This is a genomic window from Pseudomonas fluorescens group sp. (assembly GCF_020093335.1).
GTDB lineage: Bacteria > Pseudomonadota > Gammaproteobacteria > Pseudomonadales > Pseudomonadaceae > Aquipseudomonas > Aquipseudomonas petroselini.
The window spans coordinates 53,112-72,111 of record NZ_JAIOKW010000024.1 but is presented as its reverse complement, the minus strand read 5'-3'; the positions used below and the strand labels follow the sequence as shown (position 1 = coordinate 72,111).

The following is a 19,000-nucleotide window of genomic DNA, read 5'->3' as shown; positions in this document are numbered from 1 at the left end:
AGGCCGCAGGTAGCGTTAATGGATGTAGGTAATGTTGGTTTCGTGGTGGCTGGCCTGATCGTTGGTTTTATCGTAGGGATGACCGGTGTGGGCGGGGGCTCGTTGATGACCCCGATCCTGCTGTGGTTCGGCATCAACCCGGCCACGGCGGTGGGTACCGACTTGTTGTACGCGGCGATCACCAAGTCCGGTGGGGTGCTGGTGCATGGCAAGAACAAGAACATTGACTGGACAATCACCGGTTGGCTGACTTTGGGCAGCGTGCCTGCGGTGTTGCTGACGCTTTGGTTCCTGGCCAGCCTGCACACTGATCCCAGTGCGATGAACGCGGTGATCAAGCAGGCGCTTGGTGTGGTGTTGCTGCTGACGGCGCTGGCGATTCTGTTCAAGAAAAGCCTGTTGGCGTTTGCCCAGCGGCATGCGGGCGATGACTATCACATGAGTCCGCGCAACCTGAATGTGTTGACGGTGGTGACGGGTGCGATCCTGGGGACCATGGTTGCCCTGACCTCCATCGGTGCGGGTGCGCTGGGGACTGTGGCGTTGTTTATTCTGTATCCGTTTCTGGCTACGCGACGGCTGGTCGGGACTGAGATCGCGCATGCTGTGCCGCTGACCCTGGTGGCGGGGTTGGGGCATGCCAGCATGGGGAATATGGATTGGCATTTGTTGGGGTTTTTGTTGATGGGGTCGTTGCCGGGGATCTATATCGGTAGCCATATGACTGGCAAGTTGCCGGATGGGGTGTTGCGGCCGTGTTTGGCGGTCATGCTCATGGCTATCGGCTACAAATTGGCCTTCTGATTGGGGGGGGGCATATCCGTTATAAAGCCTGTACGGACCGGACACAGGGTTGACGGGGCGCCTAAGATCAAAAGCAAAAGCGCGGCGGCCTTAGAGCCGACGGGTGTGGCACCTGTCGATCGCGGTCCAAATGTGGGAGGGGCTTGCCCCCGATAGCAGTGGGGCAGTCACAGTTGCATGAGCTGACACACCGCCATCGGGGGCAAGCCCCCTCCCACAGTTTGATCTCCATACATCAGGTAGATATCGGCCTGCTTTTGATCTTGCAACAGCCAACTCAAGCCCCAGTCCCTGGCCCATTCCCAATCTGCCAAACAAACGGCGGCTCAACCCCATTGATCACCCAATCCCCTACAATCCTTGCCTTGTAGATCACCGGATTATGCGACGACACAGTCCGCGCATTCCGCCAATGCCGATCCAGCGCTTTCCCCTGGCGCACATCCGAAGCCCCCAATGCATTGAACAATTCACTGGTCGCACGCTGGATCAACTCAGACACCACCACCTGCGCGGTAGCCGACTCAATCTCCGCCGCCACGTTGGCCTCACGCTCCACTGCATCATCCCCACCAAAGCGCGCCACGTACGCGCGTTGCGCCGGCAGCGTCGCTTTCAACGCGCTGGCCTCGGCGGCGTAGACCAGCGCAGCCACTTCGCCCACCACCTGTTGAACCTGTGCGTCCTGGCTGACATGGGGCGCATTGCCATGGCTGTAGATGCGTTTGCGGCTGCGCACCTGATGCGCCACATCGCGCAATGCCGCACGGCCAATGCCAGCCAGACTGGCCAGTAACACGAGTTGGTAAAACGCGGTCTGGTATTTGAATCGGGTGGCAAAGTCGATGACGTTGTCCGCGTCCACCACCGCATCGGTAAAGCGCGACGTGCCGCTGCCGGTGGTGCGCTGGCCAAAGCCGTCCCAGTCATCGCTGTGCACCACGCCCGGCTGGCGGGCGCGGGTGGCGGCGATCACATCGGCGCCGGTGTCGCTGCGTTGGGCGTACACATCGATCCAGTCGGCGAAAATGCTGCCGGTGCTGTAGAACTTTTCGCCGTTGAGCTTCCAGCTGTCGCCGTCAGGGCTGACCTGGGTGACCACATCGCCGATGGCCACGTTGCCGATCTCGGTCCAGGCGCAGCCGACGATATCGCCGTCCACGAAACGCTTGAACCACAGGTCGCGGCCGGCACTGGGTGGCGCGTTCAGACGGTCTTCGGCAAAGGCAAAATGCCCGCGCAGGGCCTGAGGGACATTGGAGTCGGCTTCGGCCAGCTCGATCAGCAACTCAAATAACTGCGGCAGGGACGCGCCGCCGCCGCCGTACTCCACCGGCACCCGCACCGCGCCAAAGCCGGCCTCTTTGAGCCACTGGATCGGCTCGTGGGGCAGGGTGCGCTGTTGTTCGCGCGCCAAGGCACCGTCGGCGATGCGTTGGAAAATCGGCCGAAAGCGAGCGGCCAGGGTCGGGTAGTCGACACCGGTGGACAGCGGGTTGATGACGTGTTGTTCGGTCATGGGCAAGGCTCCGGGGCAGTGATCAATGCGAAGAGTGATTGCACAGTCCGTGCCGGGTGCCAGGGCCAATGTTTACGCGCCCTTCACGGCCTGTGCTGTTGCCCCAGCAACAGCGATCCAGCAAACCGTCGCAATCCCTGACATTCGCCGGCAAGCCGTGCCTGCCGGGTTTTTTCGCCGCAACCCTCATGGCGCGGGCGTTTCTCGTGGCCTGGCACGCTTGCTGCTCAAGCCCTGGGTACATCCCTATGTACGAGGTACCGCTCGATGAGTCAGCAAGCCGTGAAATTTGCCTATTGGGTGCCCAACGTCAGCGGTGGGCTGGTGGTCAGCAAGATCGAACAGCGCACCCATTGGGGCATTGATTACAACCGCAAACTGGCGCAGCTGGCCGAGGCGGCCGGTTTCGAATACGGTCTCACCCAGATCCGCTTCACCGCCGGCTACGGTGCCGAAAACCAGCATGAATCCGTGGCGTTCAGCCATGCGCTGCTGGCTGCGACCACCACGCTCAAGGTCATCGCCGCGATCCTGCCTGGCCCGTGGCAACCGGCGCTGGCGGCCAAGCAATTGGCAACCATCGACCAGCTCACCAATGGCCGTATCGCGGTGAATATCGTCAGCGGTTGGTTCAAGGGTGAGTTCCAGGCCATTGGCGAACACTGGCTGGAACACGACGAGCGCTATCGCCGTTCCGAAGAGTTCATCCGCGCCCTCAAAGGCATCTGGACCCAGGACGACTTCACCTTCAAGGGCGATTTCTACCGCTTCAACAACTACACCCTCAAGCCCAAGCCGCTGGGCCAGCCGGAAGTGTTCCAGGGCGGCAGCTCGCGGGCGGCGCGGGACATGGCCGCACGGGTGTCGGACTGGTACTTCACCAACGGCAACACCCCGGAAGGCATCAAGGCCCAGGTCGATGACATTCGCGCCAAGGCGGCGGCGAATAACCATTCGGTCAAAGTCGGCGTCAACGCCTTCGTGATCGCCCGCGACACTGAAGAGGAGGCCCGTGCGGTGCTGGCGGAAATCATCGACAAAGCCGACCCGGAAGCCGTCAACGCGTTTGGCGACGCCGCGAAGCAAGCGGGCAAGGCCTCACCGGAAGGCGAGGGCAACTGGGCCAAGTCCAGCTTTGAAGACCTGGTGCAGTACAACGATGGCTTCAAGACCAACCTGATCGGCACGCCACAGCAGATCGCCGAGCGTATCGTCGCGCTCAAAGCGGTGGGTGTGGACCTGGTGCTGGCGGGTTTCCTGCACTTCCAGGAGGAAGTCGAGTACTTCGGCAAGCGCGTATTGCCGCTGGTGCGCGAGTTGGAAGCCAAGGCCGGGATCAAGCAGGTGGCGTGAGCAAGGTTTTTTCCAGGCGCAGGGCAGGGCTGTGGTCTTCGTAATAGTCGTTGACCACGGCAAAGCGCCGGTAGCCATTGCGTTCATACAGCGCCAGGGCGCCTGGGTTGTCGGTGCGCACTTCAAGGCGCAGGTGCGCACAAGCGTGCGCTGCCGCACAGGCCTCGGCACGCTTGAGCAACTGCTGGCCCAGCCCAACGCCGCGTAAGTGCGCGGCGATAGCGATGGAATACAAGCGCGCGCACGCGCTGCCACGCCGAAACAGCACCAGTGCATAGCCGAGCAGTTGCCCGTCTTCTTCCGCCACCAGCAATTGGCCATGGGCGCGGCTGATCATCCATTGAAAACGACGCGATGAGAGCCGGTCAGTGGTGAAACACTGCTGTTCCAGTGCCATTAATTCAGGCACATCGAAGGGGGATGCAACGCGAAAAGAAAGTGCCATATGACCGCCATAAAAGTTACGTAACGAAACGGGACTTCTCTAAAAGATCGTGCTTAATAGAAAAGGTCGAGTTCTCTAAAGCGGATCAATTATTATGTCGGCGGTACAAAGTCATTGGCGTGAAGTATCGGAGCAAACTGTCGCGGCGACAATAACGAGCCAGGGTTATTTTTCCGCCCCCCTCACAGGCGTCCGTCAAGTAGTGATCATTGTCGAGCGCAAGGAAGACTGGGCCTCCTACTTCCCCAGCGAAGACATCATCACCGCCCAGGAGTACCTGGAACAGACTCGGGAAAACCAGTCCGGCAAGCGTGTGCAGGTGATCAACCTGTGCCGCAGCTACAAATACCTGGGGCACGGTTATTACTGCTCGTTGCTGGCCGAAGCACGCGGGCACAAGGTGATTCCGTCGGTGCGCACCATCAGCGAACTGACGAAAAAGGCGTTGTACGGCCTGGCCTTGGACGACTTGGACAAAACCCTCGATAAAGCCTTGAGTCATCATCTTTACAGCAATACCGAAGGCTTTACCCTGACACTTTATTTTGGACGGACGACTATAGAGCCGTTGCAGGATCTGGCCCGCCAATTGTTTGAAGCCTTCCCCTGTCCTATTTTGTTAGTGGGGTTCAAACAGCATAACGGCTGGCATATCGAAGGGATCAAGTCCGGCGTATTACACAAGTTGCGCGATGACCAGGAAGATCAATTCGCTCATGCGCTGGACAACTTCAGCCGCAAGATCTGGCGCCAGCCTCGCTCACGCCGCCTGGCGCGTTACGACCTGGCCATCCTGCACGATCCCCAGGAACAACTACCACCGTCAAATGCCCAGGCGTTGGATAATTTCATTCGCGTAGGCAAGGGCCTGGGTATCGATGTCGACCTGATCGAGCGCAAGGACTATGCGCGCCTGGCCGAATACGACGCCTTGCTGATCCGCGAGACCACCAGCGTCGACAACCACACCTATCGTTTCGCCAAGAAAGCCGAAAGCGAAGGCCTGGTGGTGATGGACGACCCGGCGTCGATCCTGCGCTGTACCAACAAGGTCTATCTCACCGACCTGCTCAACAGTCATCAACTGGGCATGCCCGCCACCGAGATTCTTTACAAGGAGCGACCGCAAGACTTCGAACGGGTCGGCGAGCGCCTCGGGTTCCCGTTGGTCTTGAAGATCCCCGACGGTTGCTTTTCCCGTGGGGTCATCAAGGTGGAAAGCCAGGCAGCCTTGCTCAAGGCCACCGCCGAGTTGTTCGAACATTCGGTGCTGTTGCTGGCCCAGGAATTCTTCTACACCGAGTACGACTGGCGCATCGGCGTACTCAACCGCAAGCCGATCTTTGCCTGCCAATACTTTATGTCCAAGGGCCATTGGCAGATCTACAACCACAAGGCCATCGGCCAGGCCATCAACGGCGAATGCCGCACCCTGGCGGTCCACGAGGCGCCCAAGGCGGTGGTGGAGCTGGCCGTGAAGACCGCCAACCTGATCGGCGATGGCCTCTACGGCGTCGACCTCAAGCAGTCCGGCGACAAGGTGGTGGTGATCGAGGTCAACGACAATCCCAACCTGGACGCAGGCATCGAGGATGCCTACTTGCAGGACGACCTGTATGGCCTGGTGCTGGAGGAGTTCGTGCGGCGCCTGGAGTTGAAGCGCCAGGGGCAGGTGTGGTGACTCGGCACTGACATTTTGATGGTAGGGATGAAACGGATAGCGGGTACGACGATGTAAATGTGGCGAGGGAGCTTGCTCCCGTTGGCGTGCGTAGCGCGCCTTTCTTTAGGGCCGCTGCGCAGCCCAGCGGGAGCAAGCTCCCTCGCCACAGGTCATTCGCCAGTCTGCACCTGCAGGGTCAGGACTTCAAAACCATCCGCCGTCACCGCCACGGTATGCTCCCACTGCGCCGACAAGCTGTTGTCCTTGGTCACCACCGTCCAGCCATCCTTCAGGCTGCGCACTTTGGCGCTGCCCTGGTTGAGCATCGGCTCGACGGTGAACACCATGCCTTCACGCAGTTCCAGCCCGGTGCCGGGACGACCGAAGTGCAACACCTGCGGCTCTTCATGCATCTGCCGGCCGATGCCGTGGCCGCAATATTCGCGCACCACGCTGTAGCCGTTGGCCTGCGCGTGGCTCTGGATGGCATGGCCGATATCGCCCAGGCGGGCGCCGGGCTTGACCTGGCGGATGCCGGCCCACATGGCTTCGAAGGTCATCTCCACCAGGCGCCGGGCTTTGGGGGCGACCGTGCCGATCATGTACATCTTGCTGGCGTCGGCGATATAACCGCCTTTTTCCAGGGTGATGTCGATGTTGATGATGTCGCCGTCCTTGAGAATCTCCTTGGCGCTGGGCATGCCATGGCACACCACCTCGTTGATCGAGGTGTTGATGGAGTAGGGGTAGTCGTATTGGCCGAGGCTGGCGGGACGGGCTTTGAGGTCATGGCGGATGAAGGCTTCGACGGCGCTGTCCAGCTCCAGGGTGGAGCGGCCGGCGGCCACGAAGCCATCGAGCATGGTGAAAACCTGGGCCAGCAGGCGTCCGGATTCACGCATCACGGCCAGTTGTGCGGCGGTCTTGATCATCAATGGCGCCCCCGGATCAGGTCGGGCTTGTCCAGCAACAGTTTGTTGATCAGCTCGTTGTAGGGCAGGCTGGGATTGAGTTCGGCGAGCAGGCCGATCTTGATCCAGAATTCGGCCTGGGCGTTGATGGAGCGGTCCATCGCGGCGCTGGCCAGGCGCAGTTGTTCATGCAGCTGGTCGGTGATCTTGACGATGCCCATGGTCTTCACTGTGCGGTAGGGATATACAAAGCGTATACGTTTCGTATATTAAACGTAACCCCCAGCACCACGAAATGGCGCTTGGCCATTGACTTGCCCGCCAGTCGCCGGTTAGTTTCGCCCTATGACTTTTCAAGCCTTCCGCAGCCAGCCAAGCATTATTACCGCCATTCCTCATTTGGCGGGATAGCGCACGGCTGTACCCAAACACCCGCCCTAGAGGCGGGTTTTGTTTTTCCGTCTCCAGGGTCTTTGACAAAAAGCCAGGAGACACCCATGAGCACCTGCACCGCGCCCCACACCGCCGACCCGGGACTGCTTGAACATTATGTGAAAAAGATCCTCGCCGCCCCGGTCTATGACCTGGCGGTGCGCACGCCCTTGCAGGCGGCCCCGGCCTTGTCGGCGTTGCTGGGCAACCAGGTGTTGCTCAAGCGTGAAGACCTGCAACCGACGTTTTCCTTCAAGATCCGCGGCGCCTACAACAAGCTGGTGCAGCTCACGCCGGAGCAAAAGGCCCGCGGGGTGGTCACCGCGTCGGCGGGCAACCATGCCCAAGGTGTGGCCCTGGCGGCGCGGGAGCTGGGGATCAAGGCGCGCATTGTGATGCCCAGCAGCACGCCGGAACTCAAGGTGCTGGGCGTGCGTTCGCGCGGTGCGGAAGCGGTGCTGCACGGCGCGAGCTTCCCCTTTGCCCTGGCCCATGCGTTGCAACTGGCCGAGCAATCCGGGGGCACCTTCGTTTCGCCGTTCGATGACCCCGAGGTGATTGCCGGCCAAGGCACCGTGGCCATGGAGATCCTGCGCCAACAACAGGGGCCCCTGGATGCGATCTTCGTACCGGTGGGCGGCGGTGGCCTGATCGCCGGGGTCGCCGCCTACGTCAAATACCTGCGGCCCGAGGTGCGCATCATCGGCGTCGAACCCGAAGGGTCCAGCTGCCTGTTGGCGGCGCTGCGGGCCGGTGAGCGGGTGGTGCTGCCCAGTGTCGACGGGTTTGCCGACGGCACGGCGGTGGCGCAGGTCGGTGCTTATGGGTTTGAGATCTGCCGCGACTTGGTGGATGAAGTCATCACGGTCAGCAATGATCAGTTGTGCAGCGCGATCAAGCTGATCTACGACGATACGCGCTCCATCACCGAGCCGTCCGGAGCGCTGGCGGTAGCGGGCCTGCGTGAATACGTGACCAGTCACAATTTGCGCGGGCAGACCTTGGTGGCGATCAATTCCGGGGCGAACATCAACTTTGATAGTTTGCGATATGTTGCTGAAAGGGTCGCCGCGCAAGGTGCCGTTTAAACAAACGTGCAGGGTTAAACGTTTAATCGCAGCGGTTCGAAGACGATTTAATCGATACGGTTTAACTTATATAAACAAGCACAGCGCTTATGAGGAATGGTTACAACGGGGGCCGATTTTGCCGAGTAGGCTTGGGTGTTGTAAGCGTCTTCCAAGGTCGGTAAGACGTGGCGGGCAAGGGCCCGCGGGATTAATAACAATCTGTTGGCAGTCTCAGGAAAGGAGAGGTTGACCATGCTTTCGGAATTAGAACTTCGCAGCATTATTGAAGGAAGTTTCCTGCCCAAACGGTGCGAATGCACCAAAGCCGAAGATGCGTCGCTGACGATCAAGGTCTACGACGAGCGCGACCGTGACCGGGTGGATTTGGAAGTCAAAGGCATCAACGCGGAAAAACTCGACAGCAGCCGCGCCATTTGCAACCTGATCGCCGGGTTGCGTGAAGACCTCAAGCACACCCATGCACCCGCCCTGCAACGAGCGGGAGGGCGCAGCCTCTACTAGCTGGACGCTTGAGTGTGATGCACCGAAGACCTGTGGGCCTGGATGAACGCCAGGCCCAATACGGTTTCCGTTGCCACCGCCAGCAAGATGCCCGGCCCGGCATTCCCATTGATCCACTCACTCAACCCCAGCACCGCCAGCACCAGGCACCCGGCGATAAACCCGGTGGTGAGGGCGCGACGCGTGTCTGAAGGCGGCGCGTGACGTGCGCGGTAGAACATGATGCCGATGCCCAGGAACAGCGCGGCGTTGCGGCGCGACACCAGCCCGGTGCCACTGGAATACTCGACACTCCACACCCACAGCAGCAGGTCGGGACGCAGGCCCCAGATAAGCGCGAGGGCGAAGCACAGCAGCGCGGTGAAGGTGGCGAGGGTGCGGAAACTCAACAGCATGGCGAATCCTTTCAGCCTTAGGACAAGCCCGCAAGACTACTCCTATTTGCGCGGGCTTGGCGTGTTTGCCTCATCGACTCAGTTCTGGAAATCGCAGGCGTCGGACATTTTCCGATAGCTCACGTCTTCCACCTTGCCCGCCTTATCCAAGAACTTGATATCCGCCTTGATGACTTTGCATTCGTCAGTTGGGGTTTCGTTCATGGCCAGGACCTTGTCGATATTCATCGGCATGCCGTACCGGTAAGGCACGGGTTTGGCAGCGGCAGGTTGATCGTCGGCCTGGGCCAGGCCTGACACCGCTGCCAGCGCCAGGCTGGCGCTGAGCATTAAGGTGCGCAGTTTCATGGTGGTTCTCCGCAAGTGGGTACAACTTCACTCTCGACGTGCGGGATTAACCATCGATTAATGTTTAGCTGGCTGACAAAACCTTCATCCAAGCTGTTGGCGATACGGCAGGTCCGGCCCGGTCTTGGTGCAGGTCAACGCCGCGGCGCGGATGGCAAAGCCCAGCATGGCGTCGATCTGCGCACGCGTGAGCTGTTGCAGGCCTTCCACTGAATCCAGTTGCTGCTCGGTCAACCAGGCAATCAACGCGGCCTGGAAGGTATCACCGGCGCCCACCGTGTCGGCCATCACCACCTTGACCGCCGGTGCAGACCAGTGGCCATGCTGGCGGCTGTAGACGCTGGCGCCCTCGCCACCACGGGTCAGGAAAACCAGTTGGCAACGGTGTTGCAGCCAGCCCTGCAGCACGCTTTCCGGCGACTGGTCGGGGTAGAGCAGGTGCAGGTCTTCGTCGCTGACCTTGATCAGGTCGGCATGCTTGACCAGTTCCGCTACGCGGTTGCGCCACAGCTGGATATCGGGCTGCGGGTTGAGCCGCACGTTGGGGTCGAGGCTGATCATGCGCTTGCCGCTTTCGCGCTTGACCAAACTCAGCAGGGTGTCGCCGATCGGTTGCACCACCAGTGAAAACGAGCCGATATGCAGGCCGCGAATGTCAGCCCCCAGCGCGGGCAGGTGGTCGATTTCCAGCAGGCGGTCGGCGCAGCCTTCGCCACGGAAGTTGTACTGCGGTGAACCATTGGCACCCACGGCGACCATCGACAAGGTGGTCGGTGCGGCGAATTCCACCAGGAACTGCTCGCTGACACCTTCGTCCTTTAGCACCTGCAACAAGCGACGGCCAAGGAAGTCGGTGGACACACCGCCGAACAATCCGGCGTCGATGCCCAGGCGACGCAAGCCCACCGCGACGTTGAACGGCGAACCGCCGGCAATCGCCTTGTAATTGACCTTGGAAGCCTGCCCGCTGGCGTCTTCCTCGCTGAAGAAATCAAACAGCGCTTCACCACACACCAGATACATAGTCGTTCGCTCTTAAAGGGTTGCCACGTGCTGTTGATAGCGCTCGTAAGCCTGTTGATAGGCGCTGACGCTGGCTGCCACCGGCAGGGTCCGGCTGGCCGGGTCGACGCTCACGCATTTGTCGCACAGGCTGGCCAGGGATTCGCCGGACTGGCTCCACGCCGCCTGGATCGCCGCGCCCAGGGCAGCGGCTTCGCTTTGTTCGGTGCAGATCACTTCGGTGTTCATGATATCGGCAACCATCTGCCGCCATACCGGGCTTTTCGAGCCACCGCCGATCAAACGGATGCTCTGGCTTTGCAGGCCGGTCTGGCGCAGCAGGTCGAGGCCATAGCGCAGGCCGAAGGTGGTGCCTTCGACCACCGCACGGCACAGGTTGGCGCGGGTCAGGTTGGTCATGGTCAGGCCGTGCAGGCTGCCGGTGGCGTGGGGCAGGGCAGGCACGCGTTCGCCGTTGAGGAACGGCAGCATGCTCACGCCGTCGGCGCCGATGGGCGCCTGTTCGACCAGGGTGTTGAACGCGGCCAGGTCGAGGTCGAACAGCTCGCGGATCACCCCGGTGGCGTTGGTCAGGTTCATGGTGCAGATCAGTGGCAGCCAGCCGCCGCTGGACGAGCAGAACGTCGCGACCGACGCCTGCGGGCTGACGTTGGGCTGGTCGGCAAATGCATACACAGTGCCCGATGAACCCAGGCTCATGGTGATCACGCCGGGGGCAATGTTGCCGGTGCCGATGGCGCCCATCATGTTGTCACCGCCGCCACTGGCGACGATAGCGTTGGGGTTGATGCCCAAGCGTTCGGCGATGGCGGGCAGGATGCTGCCGACCGCCTGATCGGCCTCAATCAACGGCGGCAAGGCCTGTTCGAGGCGACCGCTCGGATCGATGTGCTTGAGCAGTGCCACGTCCCACTCACGGCTGCGCACATTGAAATAGCCGGTGCCCGAGGCATCGCCGTATTCCGCCACGGCGCGACCGGTGAGCCAATAGTTGAGGTAATCGTGGGGCAGCAGGATATGCGCGATGCGCGCGAAAATGTCCGGGTGCTGCTCGCGGGTCCAAAGCAGCTTGGACACGGTGTAGCCCGGCGCAATCGCTACGCCGAGGCGTTCCAACGAGCCGCTTTCGCCGCCGAGGTAGGCCAGCAGGCGGTCGTTCTCGGCGGCGGTTTCGGTGTCGCACCACAGTTTGGCCGGGCGCAATACCGCGCCGTGCTCGTCCAGTAGCACCAGGCCGTGCTGTTGGCCGGATACGCCGATGCCAAGGATGTCCTGACCGTCCACACCGGCTTGTTGCAGGGCGCGGTGGGTGGCTTCGGTGAAGGCGTCCAGCCATTCCTGGGTGTGCTGTTCGCGACGGCCATTGGCGCCGCTGATCAGGGTGTGGCTGGCGGCGCCCAGGCCCAGGACTTTGCCGCTGGAGGCGTCGAGGACGATGGCCTTGGTGCCTTGGGTGCCGCAGTCGATGCCGAGGTACAGGTTTTGCTGGGTCATGAGGGTGTGCTCAGCAGTTTATTGTTCGAGTTGGCAATGCATTCCAATGTGGGAGGGGGCAAGCCCCCTCCCACATTGCTAAGCCGGTTTCTTCAGGAGTTGCTGCAGTGTTTTGGTGACGCCGTTATCGCGCAGGCTTGCATAGCACCGCTCGAACGCTGACACAAACTCAGGCGAATTGGGAATAGCCGTACCGAAAATTTCCTCCACCCCCAACAGCCGCTTGCTGATCAACGCCTCATCACTCACCAGCCCCTGGCAAAACGCGGCACGCGGATCCGGGATCGTGTAGCGCACGCCGTTCTCATCCACACCCTTCAAATACAACGCCCACGCCGCTACCACCAGCGCCGCGCGCTCGGTCTCGCGCCCATCCGCAATCAGGCGATTGATCGTCGGCACGGTGAACTTGGGAAACTTCGACGAACCGTCCGAGCACACCCGCTCCAACTGGTCGGCAATCGCCTGGTTGGAGAAGCGGTCCACCAGCGTTTGCTTGTACTCGGTCAAGTCGATACCCGGCACCGGCGCCAGGTTCGGCGTGACGTCCAGGTCCATATACGCCCGCATATACGCCACGAACACCGGATCGTTCATGGTCTCGTGCACGAACCGATAGCCCTTGAGAAAGCCCAGGTAGGTCAGGGCCAGATGGCTGCCATTGAGCAGGCCGATCTTCATCTCTTCATAGGGCGTGACGTCATGGGTGAACTGCACGCCGACTTTTTCCCAGGCCGGGCGACCGTTGACGAATGTGTCTTCCAGCACCCATTGCACAAAGGGTTCGCACACCACCGGCCAGGCATCGTCGATCGCGTGCTCGTCGTGCAGTTGCTGGCGATGGGCGGTGCTGGTCATCGGTGTGATGCGGTCGACCATGGCGTTCGGGAAGCTCACGTTGGCCTTGATCCAGTCATGCAGTTCGGCGTTGTGCAGGGCGGCGAAGGCCAGCAGTGCCTTGCGCGTCACGGCGCCGTTGTGCGGCAGGTTATCGCAGGACATCACGGTGAAGGCCGGGATGCCGTTGGCGCGGCGTTGGGTCAGGGCGGCGCAGATGAAACCGAACACGGTTTTCGGCGCGCTCGGGTGGGCCAGGTCGTGCTGGATCTGCGGCAGGTGGGCCATGAACTCGCCGTTGCTGTCGTCGATGCAGTAGCCGCCTTCGGTGATGGTCAATGACACAATACGGATGGCCGGGCTGGCGAGTTTATCGATCAGCGCCTGGGCGCCGTCTTCGGCCAGCAGCATGTCGCTGATCGAGCCGATCACGCGCACTTCGGTGTCGTCGGTATCGCCCAGTTCATACAGGGTGAACAGGTAGTCCTGGCCGGCCAGGTCGTCGCGGGCCTTGCGGTCTTCAGCGCGCAGGCCGACGCCGCAAATGCTCCAGTCCAGGCCTTCGCCGGTATTCATCAGTGCATCGGTGTAATACGCCTGGTGCGCGCGATGGAAACCGCCGACACCAATATGAGCGATGCCTTGGGTGGTGCTGGCAATGGCGTAGGCCGGCAGTTTTACTTCCGGCGCCAACTGCGTGAGGGTGTGTTTATTCAGCTTCATAACGTCATACTCGCGATATCAGGCGGCGGCGCGCAGTGGGCGGGCCACGGCCACGCCGTCGGTGTCGAACAGATGGCAGTGCGCCGGGTCCAGGTGCAGGTGCAACGTCTCGCCATACTGGCTGGCCATGTCGCCGCGAATCCGCATGGTCAACGGTTCGCCGGTGGCGGTGATGACGTGGCAGAAGGTGTCGCTGCCCAGGCGTTCACCGACATCGGCGGTGACGGTCAGGGTGTTCTGAGCTACTGAGCCAGAGGCGTCGGCGATTTCCAGGTGCTCCGGGCGAATGCCGAGCGTGACGGCACTGCCCACGCTCAGGGTTGCGCCGCTCAAAGGCAGGCTGATGGTGGTGCCGGCGTCCAGTTGCACTTCGCAACCCTGGCCCTCGACACGGGTGACTTTGCCCTTGAGGAAGCCCATCTTCGGCGTGCCGAGAAAGCCCGCCACAAACAGGTTGGCCGGCTGGTGATACAGCTCCAGCGGCGAGCCGACCTGCTCGATACGGCCACTGTTCAATACCACCACTTTGTCGGCCAGGGTCATGGCTTCGACCTGGTCGTGGGTCACGTAGATCATGGTCGCCTGCAACTCTTTATGCAGGCGCGACAGCTCCAGGCGCATCTGCACCCGCAGGGCGGCGTCGAGGTTGGACAGCGGTTCGTCAAACAGGAAGATTTTCGGGTTGCGCACAATCGCGCGGCCGATCGCCACACGCTGGCGCTGGCCGCCGGACAGTTGCTTGGGCTTACGCTCCAGCAGCGGGCCCAGCTCGAGGATGCGCGCCGCTTCGCTGACCTTGCTTTCCACCAGCTTCTTGTCGACGCCGGCCAGGTCCAGGGCAAACGACATGTTCTTGCGCACGCTCATGTGCGGGTAGAGCGCGTAGGTCTGGAACACCATCGCCAGATCACGCTTGGCCGGGGTCACTTCGGTGATGTCGCGGCCATCCAGTTCGATGGTGCCTTCGCTGACTTCCTCCAGGCCCGCGATCAGGCGCAGCAGCGTGGATTTACCGCAGCCCGACGGGCCGACGAACACCACGAATTCCTTGTCGTTCACTTCCAGGTCGATGCCTTTGATGATCGAGAAGCCTTCGAAGCCTTTTTGCAGATTCTTGATTTTCAGGTTGGCCATGATGGGCCTCCACGTACAGAATTTTTATAAGAAACCGTTACTTCACGGCGCCGAAGGACAAACCGCGCACCAGCTGTTTTTGGCTGATCCAGCCAAAGATCAGGATCGGCGCGCAGGCCAGGGTCGAAACGGCGGATAATTTGGCCCAGAACAACCCTTCGGGGCTGGAGTAGGAGGCGATCAACGCGGTCAACGGCGCAGCGGTGGATGAGGTCAAGTTCAGCGACCAGAACGCCTCGTTCCAGCACAGGATCAGCGACAGCAACACGGTGGACGCCAGGCCGCCCTTGGCGATCGGCAGCAGCACGCGGACCATTTCCTGCCACAGCGTGGCGCCATCCAGGCGGGCGGCTTCAAGGATGTCCTTGGGGATGTCCTTGAAGTAGGTGTAAACCATCCAAACCACAATCGGCAGGTTGATCAGGGTGTAGATGATGATCAGCGCAATGCGCGTGTCCAGCAGGCCGAAGCTCTTGGCCAGCAGGTAGATTGGCATCAGCACGCCCACCGGCGGCAGCATCTTGGTGGAGAGCATCCACAGCAGCGTGCCCTTGGTGCGCTGGGTCTCATAGAACGCCATGGAGTAGGCGGCCGGCACCGAGATCAGCAGGCACAGGGCGGTGGCGCTGAAGGAAATCAGCACCGAGTTCCACGCATAGCTGAAGTAGTTGCTGCGTTCGTTGATGTGCAGGTAGTTCTCCAGCGTCGGCGTGAAGATGAACTGCGGCGGCGTAGCGAATGCGTCGATCTCGGTCTTGAAGCTGGTCAGCACCATCCAGAAGATCGGGAAGAAGATCAGGATCGCGATGGCCCATGCCAACGTGCCGAGCAACAGGCTTTGCAGGCGGCGTGATTGTTGAAGCGTCATGGCACGGCCCTCAAGGCTTGTCAGTCAGGTTTTTGCCGATCATCCGCACCAGGATGATCGCCGCGATATTGGCGATGACCACGGCAATCAAGCCGCCGGCCGAGGCCATGCCCACGTCGAACTGCACCAGCGCCTGGTTGTAGATCAGGTAGGCGAGGTTGGTCGAGGCGTAACCGGGGCCACCGTTGGTGGTGGTGAAGATTTCGGCGAACACCGAGAGCAGGAAGATCGTCTCGATCATCACCACCACGGCAATCGGGCGGGCCAGGTGGGGCAGGGTCAGGTGCCAGAAGATCGCGATGGCGCCGGCACCGTCCAGGCGCGCGGCTTCCTTTTGTTCCTGGTCGAGGGACTGCATGGCGGTCATCAACAGCAGGATCGCAAAGGGCAGCCATTGCCACGACACAATGATGATGATCGACAGCAGCGGGTAGTGTGCCAGCCAGTCCACGGGCTCTGCGCCGAAGAACTTCCACACGGCGGCGAGAATCCCCGACACCGGGTGGAAAATCAGGTTCTTCCAGATCAGCGCGCCGACGGTGGGCATGATGAAGAACGGCGAGATCAACAACACCCGCACCAGGCCGCGACCGAAGAACTCACTGGCCTCCAGCAGGGCGCTGATCAACACGCCGAACACCACACTGATCAGCAGCACGCTGCCCACCAGCAACAGGGTATTGGTGGCGCCGGGCAGGAAGCCCGAGTCGGTGACGAAGTAGGTGAAGTTCTCCAGCCCCACGAATTGGTCTTCACCGGGGTAGAGCAGGTTGTAGCGAATCAGCGAGAAGTACAGGGTCATGCCCAGGGGCACGATCATCCACAGCAGCAGCAAGGCCACCGAGGGGCTGACGAGGAACCAGCCGGGGTTGGCCAGGCGGTTTTTGGCGGGTGTATTCATGGTATTCACGACCGGTACAGAGCAAGAATCGGAGTGCGGTCAGTGTGGGAGGGGGCAAGCCCCCTCCCACATTTGACTGTGGGTGGGTCTGGGTTATTTGGGGTAACCCGCCCGCTTCATTTCACGCTCGGTGGTGGTCTGCGCGGCGGCCAAGGCTTGGTCCACCGTCTGCTGGCCGGTCAGCGCGCCGGAGAAGAACTTGCCGACCTGAGTACCAATGGCCTGGAATTCAGGAATGGTCACCAACTGGATACCGATATACGGCACCGGCTTGAGCGTCGGCTTGGTCGGGTCCGCGACTTTCAGCGATTCGAGGGTCACCTTGGCAAACGGCGCGGCCTTCATGTACTCGTCGCTGTAGGTCGACTTGCGCGTGCCTGGCGGAACGTTGGCAACGCCGTCGGTCTTGGCGGCCAAGGCGCCATATTCCTTGGAAGTGGCCCAACTGGTGAACACCTTGGCGGCGTCCTTGGCTTTGGAACTGGTCGGAATTGCCAGGCTCCAGGAGTACAGCCACGAGGTTCCTTTGTCGGTCTTCTCGTGAGGGGCAAAGGTAAAGCCAACATGGTCAGCCACTTTGCTCTGGGTCTTGTCGGTGACGAACGAGCCGGCCACGCTGGCATCGACCCAGATGGCGCACTTGCCGCTGTTGAACAGCGCCAGGTTTTCGTTGAAACCGTTGCTGGAAGCCCCCGGCGGGCCGGATTTCTTCATGTTGTCGACGTAGAAGTTCAGCGCGTCCTTCCATTCAGGGCCGCTGAATTCAGGTTGCCACTTTTCATCGAACCAGCGCGCACCGTAGCCGTTGGCCAGGGTGGTGATCAGCGCCATGTTCTCACCCCAACCGGCTTTGCCGCGCAGGCACAGGCCGTATTGCTCTTTGCTCTTGTCGGTGAGTTTGGACGCGAATTCGCCGATCTGAGTCCAGGTCGGGTGCTCGGGCATGGTCAGCCCGGCGTCCTTGAACAGGTCGGTGCGGTAGTAGGTGATCGAGCTTTCGGCGTAGAACGGCAGGGCGTACAGCGAACCCTTGACTGACAAACCGTCACGCACCGAAGGGAATACATCGTCGAGGTCGTAGGACGCAGGCAGGTCCTTCATCGGCTCCAGCCAACCTTTGGCGCCCCAGAGTGCTGCTTCGTACATGCCGATGGTCAATACATCGAACTGCCCGCCCTGGGTAGCGATGTCGGTGGTCAGGCGCTGGCGCAACACGTTTTCTTCGAGCACCACCCAGTTCAGCTTGATCTCCGGATGCTCAGCCTCGAAGGTTTTCGAGAGCTTTTGCATGCGGATCATGTCGCTGTTGTTGACGGTGGCAATGGTCAGGGTCTGCGCGCCAAAGCTGACGGCGCTGAGGGTCATGCAGGTGGTCATGCAGGTAGAGACAAGCAGTGCTTTTGCTGTGAACTTCATCGCGCACTCCATTTCCGCGCCCAGGGGGCTACAGAAGGACAGTTATTGTTGTTGTGTCTTCCTACAGGTCGTCAGGAAGAGTGTGCGTTGATTACAGCCTTCAAATGGGGTTATGACAAATCCTTGGGCGCACTGGGACTGATACTTTTTTGCACTCGTTCACACAGCAGCTGAAACCATTAAGCCAAGTTCTGCTCGGTCAAGCGCTGCACCGCCAGGCGCCGGTAGTGGGAAGGGGTCATGCCTTTAAGCTGTTGAAAACGCCGGTTGAAGTTGGAGATGTTGTTGAAGCCCGATTCAAAGCACACATCGGTCACGGCTTTATCACCATCGGCCAACAGCTCACACGACTTGCTGATGCGCAGCCGATTGACGAATTCGATAAACGTGCGCCCGGTGGCCTGTTTAAACACCCGTGAGAAATAGGTGGGCTTCATCCCCAGGTATTCCGCAACCTCTTCAAGGGACAGCTCACGCGCGTAGTGGGCAAAGATGTAGTCCACCGCGCGGTTGGTGCGGTCGATACTGTGCTCGTCTGCCAACTGCGGTGTCGTCACCCCTGAAAGCAACTGGTAGTCCTCACACGCACTCAGCACTTCCAGCAGGATAAAGAAGTGCCCCAGGCGCGCCATGCCCTGGGCGTCTTCGATGCGCTGCATCAGGGTCATGGCCTGGGCGATGGTCTTCTTGCAGCGGAACTCGATGCCGTATTGCGCGCGCTCCAGCAACGGCGCCAGGCTCTTGAGTTCGGCGAAGATGTGGCTGCCTTGCTCGAACAGCTCATCGGTGAAGTTCACCAGCATGTCGCGCTTGGGCACCACCTCGTCTTCCTCCACCTGGCTGATCCAGTTGTGGGGCAGGTTGGGACCGGTGAGGAACAGGCTTTCCGGGTAGAAGTTACCGATATAGTCGCCGATGAACACCTTGCCGGAACTGGCGACGATCAGGTGCAGCTCGTATTCCTTGTGAAAGTGCCAGCGCACCAGCGGGCAGGGGAAACCGTGCTGGCGATAGATGATGGACAGGCCGTTGTGGTCGTCCATCAGCTCGTAGGAAGGGTCGGTGATGCGCGTTGCTCGGGTCATGCTGCCGTCGCTTTATTGTGGTTGCTGCGTAGGATAATGCCCCCTCGCGCGCGACCT

At 60.9% G+C, this 19,000-nt stretch carries 18 protein-coding genes and 1 pseudogene; 5 read left to right on the top strand and 14 right to left on the bottom strand.

The genetic code is table 11. The annotated features are described in order from the left end of the window. Window positions 1-18 precede the first annotated feature (18 nt). Window positions 19-804, top strand: a complete 786-nt coding sequence (locus tag K7431_RS21635) for a sulfite exporter TauE/SafE family protein (RefSeq protein WP_012723916.1) — start codon at window positions 19-21, stop codon at window positions 802-804. 277 nt (window positions 805-1,081) lie between these two features. On the opposite strand, the gene K7431_RS21630 is transcribed toward K7431_RS21635, so the two are convergent. Further along, window positions 1,082-2,323, bottom strand: coding sequence for an acyl-CoA dehydrogenase family protein (locus K7431_RS21630; RefSeq protein WP_012723917.1), 1,242 nt, complete (start codon window positions 2,321-2,323; stop codon window positions 1,082-1,084). A gap of 267 nt (window positions 2,324-2,590) precedes the next feature. On the opposite strand from K7431_RS21630, the gene sfnG reads away from it, so the two are divergent. Then, entirely contained in the window at window positions 2,591-3,676 is a 1,086-nt protein-coding gene (gene sfnG / locus K7431_RS21625) for a dimethylsulfone monooxygenase SfnG (RefSeq protein ID WP_012723918.1), read from the top strand. Here sfnG and K7431_RS21620 read toward each other — a convergent pair. Then, window positions 3,675-4,121: pseudogene (locus K7431_RS21620) on the bottom strand (GNAT family N-acetyltransferase); the annotation flags it as partial. The gene sfnG and the pseudogene K7431_RS21620 overlap by 2 nt on opposite strands. 94 nt (window positions 4,122-4,215) lie before the next feature. Between K7431_RS21620 and K7431_RS21615 the strand changes: the two are divergent. Next, a complete protein-coding gene (locus K7431_RS21615; protein ID WP_043205261.1) occupies window positions 4,216-5,802 on the top strand; it encodes a RimK family protein in 1,587 nt (528 codons plus the stop codon). 152 nt (window positions 5,803-5,954) lie between these two features. On the opposite strand, the gene map is transcribed toward K7431_RS21615, so the two are convergent. Together map and K7431_RS21605 are read right to left on the bottom strand one after the other, a co-directional pair. Continuing rightward, a complete protein-coding gene (gene map, locus K7431_RS21610) occupies window positions 5,955-6,716 on the bottom strand; it encodes a type I methionyl aminopeptidase (RefSeq protein WP_043205263.1) in 762 nt (253 codons plus the stop codon). Further along, entirely contained in the window at window positions 6,716-6,916 is a 201-nt protein-coding gene (locus K7431_RS21605; RefSeq protein WP_010567513.1) for a ParD-like family protein, read from the bottom strand. Before K7431_RS21605 ends, map begins: the two co-directional genes overlap by 1 nt. A gap of 276 nt (window positions 6,917-7,192) precedes the next feature. Here K7431_RS21605 and ilvA point away from each other — a divergent pair, with 276 nt between their 5' ends. Together ilvA and K7431_RS21595 are read left to right on the top strand one after the other, a co-directional pair. Next, a complete protein-coding gene (gene ilvA, locus K7431_RS21600) occupies window positions 7,193-8,215 on the top strand; it encodes a threonine ammonia-lyase, biosynthetic (protein ID WP_080567187.1) in 1,023 nt (340 codons plus the stop codon). 234 nt (window positions 8,216-8,449) lie between these two features. After that, complete coding sequence (locus K7431_RS21595) at window positions 8,450-8,719, top strand: DUF1652 domain-containing protein (protein ID WP_043205265.1); 270 nt, start codon at window positions 8,450-8,452, stop codon at window positions 8,717-8,719. Here the strand turns inward: K7431_RS21595 and K7431_RS21590 are convergent. From K7431_RS21590 to K7431_RS21545, 10 genes are all read right to left on the bottom strand, one after another. Next, complete coding sequence (locus tag K7431_RS21590) at window positions 8,716-9,114, bottom strand: hypothetical protein (protein WP_012723924.1); 399 nt, start codon at window positions 9,112-9,114, stop codon at window positions 8,716-8,718. The two genes, K7431_RS21595 and K7431_RS21590, sit on opposite strands and share 4 nt — an antisense overlap. 78 nt (window positions 9,115-9,192) lie before the next feature. Continuing rightward, window positions 9,193-9,462: a DUF2790 domain-containing protein gene (locus tag K7431_RS21585; RefSeq protein ID WP_043205266.1), complete on the bottom strand. Its 270-nt coding sequence runs from the start codon at window positions 9,460-9,462 to the stop codon at window positions 9,193-9,195. 84 nt (window positions 9,463-9,546) lie between these two features. Further along, complete coding sequence (locus K7431_RS21580; protein WP_012723926.1) at window positions 9,547-10,485, bottom strand: carbohydrate kinase family protein; 939 nt, start codon at window positions 10,483-10,485, stop codon at window positions 9,547-9,549. Window positions 10,486-10,497: 12 nt separating this feature from the next. Next, the gene (gene xylB / locus K7431_RS21575; protein ID WP_012723927.1) at window positions 10,498-11,979 is read right to left on the bottom strand and encodes a xylulokinase; all 1,482 of its coding nucleotides are present in this window, start codon (window positions 11,977-11,979) and stop codon (window positions 10,498-10,500) included. 78 nt (window positions 11,980-12,057) lie between these two features. Next, a complete protein-coding gene (locus tag K7431_RS21570; RefSeq protein WP_012723928.1) occupies window positions 12,058-13,539 on the bottom strand; it encodes a mannitol dehydrogenase family protein in 1,482 nt (493 codons plus the stop codon). Between the two features lie 18 nt (window positions 13,540-13,557). Continuing rightward, window positions 13,558-14,673 (bottom strand): ABC transporter ATP-binding protein, encoded by a 1,116-nt coding sequence (locus tag K7431_RS21565; protein WP_012723929.1) that lies wholly within the window; start codon window positions 14,671-14,673, stop codon window positions 13,558-13,560. 37 nt (window positions 14,674-14,710) lie between these two features. Beyond that, window positions 14,711-15,541: a carbohydrate ABC transporter permease gene (locus tag K7431_RS21560; protein ID WP_012723930.1), complete on the bottom strand. Its 831-nt coding sequence runs from the start codon at window positions 15,539-15,541 to the stop codon at window positions 14,711-14,713. A 10-nt stretch (window positions 15,542-15,551) separates the two neighbouring features. Continuing rightward, on the bottom strand, window positions 15,552-16,442 hold the full coding sequence (locus K7431_RS21555) for a carbohydrate ABC transporter permease (protein WP_052308663.1): 891 nt from the start codon (window positions 16,440-16,442) through the stop codon (window positions 15,552-15,554). A 93-nt stretch (window positions 16,443-16,535) separates the two neighbouring features. After that, window positions 16,536-17,819 (bottom strand): ABC transporter substrate-binding protein, encoded by a 1,284-nt coding sequence (locus K7431_RS21550; protein WP_370636162.1) that lies wholly within the window; start codon window positions 17,817-17,819, stop codon window positions 16,536-16,538. A gap of 218 nt (window positions 17,820-18,037) precedes the next feature. Beyond that, the gene (locus K7431_RS21545) at window positions 18,038-18,943 is read right to left on the bottom strand and encodes an AraC family transcriptional regulator (RefSeq protein ID WP_012723933.1); all 906 of its coding nucleotides are present in this window, start codon (window positions 18,941-18,943) and stop codon (window positions 18,038-18,040) included. Window positions 18,944-19,000 lie beyond the last annotated feature (57 nt).

Excerpts from the sequence above, each read along its gene's own strand:
- K7431_RS21585 (WP_043205266.1), bottom strand. The coding sequence starts at position 9,462 with ATGAAACTGCGCACCTTAATGCTCAGCGCCAGCCTGGCGCTGGCAGCG.
- K7431_RS21590 (WP_012723924.1), bottom strand. The coding sequence starts at position 9,114 with ATGCTGTTGAGTTTCCGCACCCTCGCCACCTTCACCGCGCTGCTGTGC.
- K7431_RS21570 (WP_012723928.1), bottom strand. The coding sequence starts at position 13,539 with ATGAAGCTGAATAAACACACCCTCACGCAGTTGGCGCCGGAAGTAAAA.
- xylB (WP_012723927.1), bottom strand. The coding sequence starts at position 11,979 with ATGACCCAGCAAAACCTGTACCTCGGCATCGACTGCGGCACCCAAGGC.
- K7431_RS21630 (WP_012723917.1), bottom strand. The coding sequence starts at position 2,323 with ATGACCGAACAACACGTCATCAACCCGCTGTCCACCGGTGTCGACTAC.
- K7431_RS21615 (WP_043205261.1), top strand. The coding sequence starts at position 4,216 with ATGTCGGCGGTACAAAGTCATTGGCGTGAAGTATCGGAGCAAACTGTC.
- K7431_RS21545 (WP_012723933.1), bottom strand. The coding sequence starts at position 18,943 with ATGACCCGAGCAACGCGCATCACCGACCCTTCCTACGAGCTGATGGAC.
- sfnG (WP_012723918.1), top strand. The coding sequence starts at position 2,591 with ATGAGTCAGCAAGCCGTGAAATTTGCCTATTGGGTGCCCAACGTCAGC.
- K7431_RS21635 (WP_012723916.1), top strand. The coding sequence starts at position 19 with ATGGATGTAGGTAATGTTGGTTTCGTGGTGGCTGGCCTGATCGTTGGT.
- K7431_RS21550 (WP_370636162.1), bottom strand. The coding sequence starts at position 17,819 with ATGACCACCTGCATGACCCTCAGCGCCGTCAGCTTTGGCGCGCAGACC.
- K7431_RS21560 (WP_012723930.1), bottom strand. The coding sequence starts at position 15,541 with ATGACGCTTCAACAATCACGCCGCCTGCAAAGCCTGTTGCTCGGCACG.
- K7431_RS21565 (WP_012723929.1), bottom strand. The coding sequence starts at position 14,673 with ATGGCCAACCTGAAAATCAAGAATCTGCAAAAAGGCTTCGAAGGCTTC.
- K7431_RS21595 (WP_043205265.1), top strand. The coding sequence starts at position 8,450 with ATGCTTTCGGAATTAGAACTTCGCAGCATTATTGAAGGAAGTTTCCTG.
- map (WP_043205263.1), bottom strand. The coding sequence starts at position 6,716 with ATGATCAAGACCGCCGCACAACTGGCCGTGATGCGTGAATCCGGACGC.
- K7431_RS21555 (WP_052308663.1), bottom strand. The coding sequence starts at position 16,442 with ATGAATACACCCGCCAAAAACCGCCTGGCCAACCCCGGCTGGTTCCTC.
- K7431_RS21605 (WP_010567513.1), bottom strand. The coding sequence starts at position 6,916 with ATGGGCATCGTCAAGATCACCGACCAGCTGCATGAACAACTGCGCCTG.
- ilvA (WP_080567187.1), top strand. The coding sequence starts at position 7,193 with ATGAGCACCTGCACCGCGCCCCACACCGCCGACCCGGGACTGCTTGAA.
- K7431_RS21580 (WP_012723926.1), bottom strand. The coding sequence starts at position 10,485 with ATGTATCTGGTGTGTGGTGAAGCGCTGTTTGATTTCTTCAGCGAGGAA.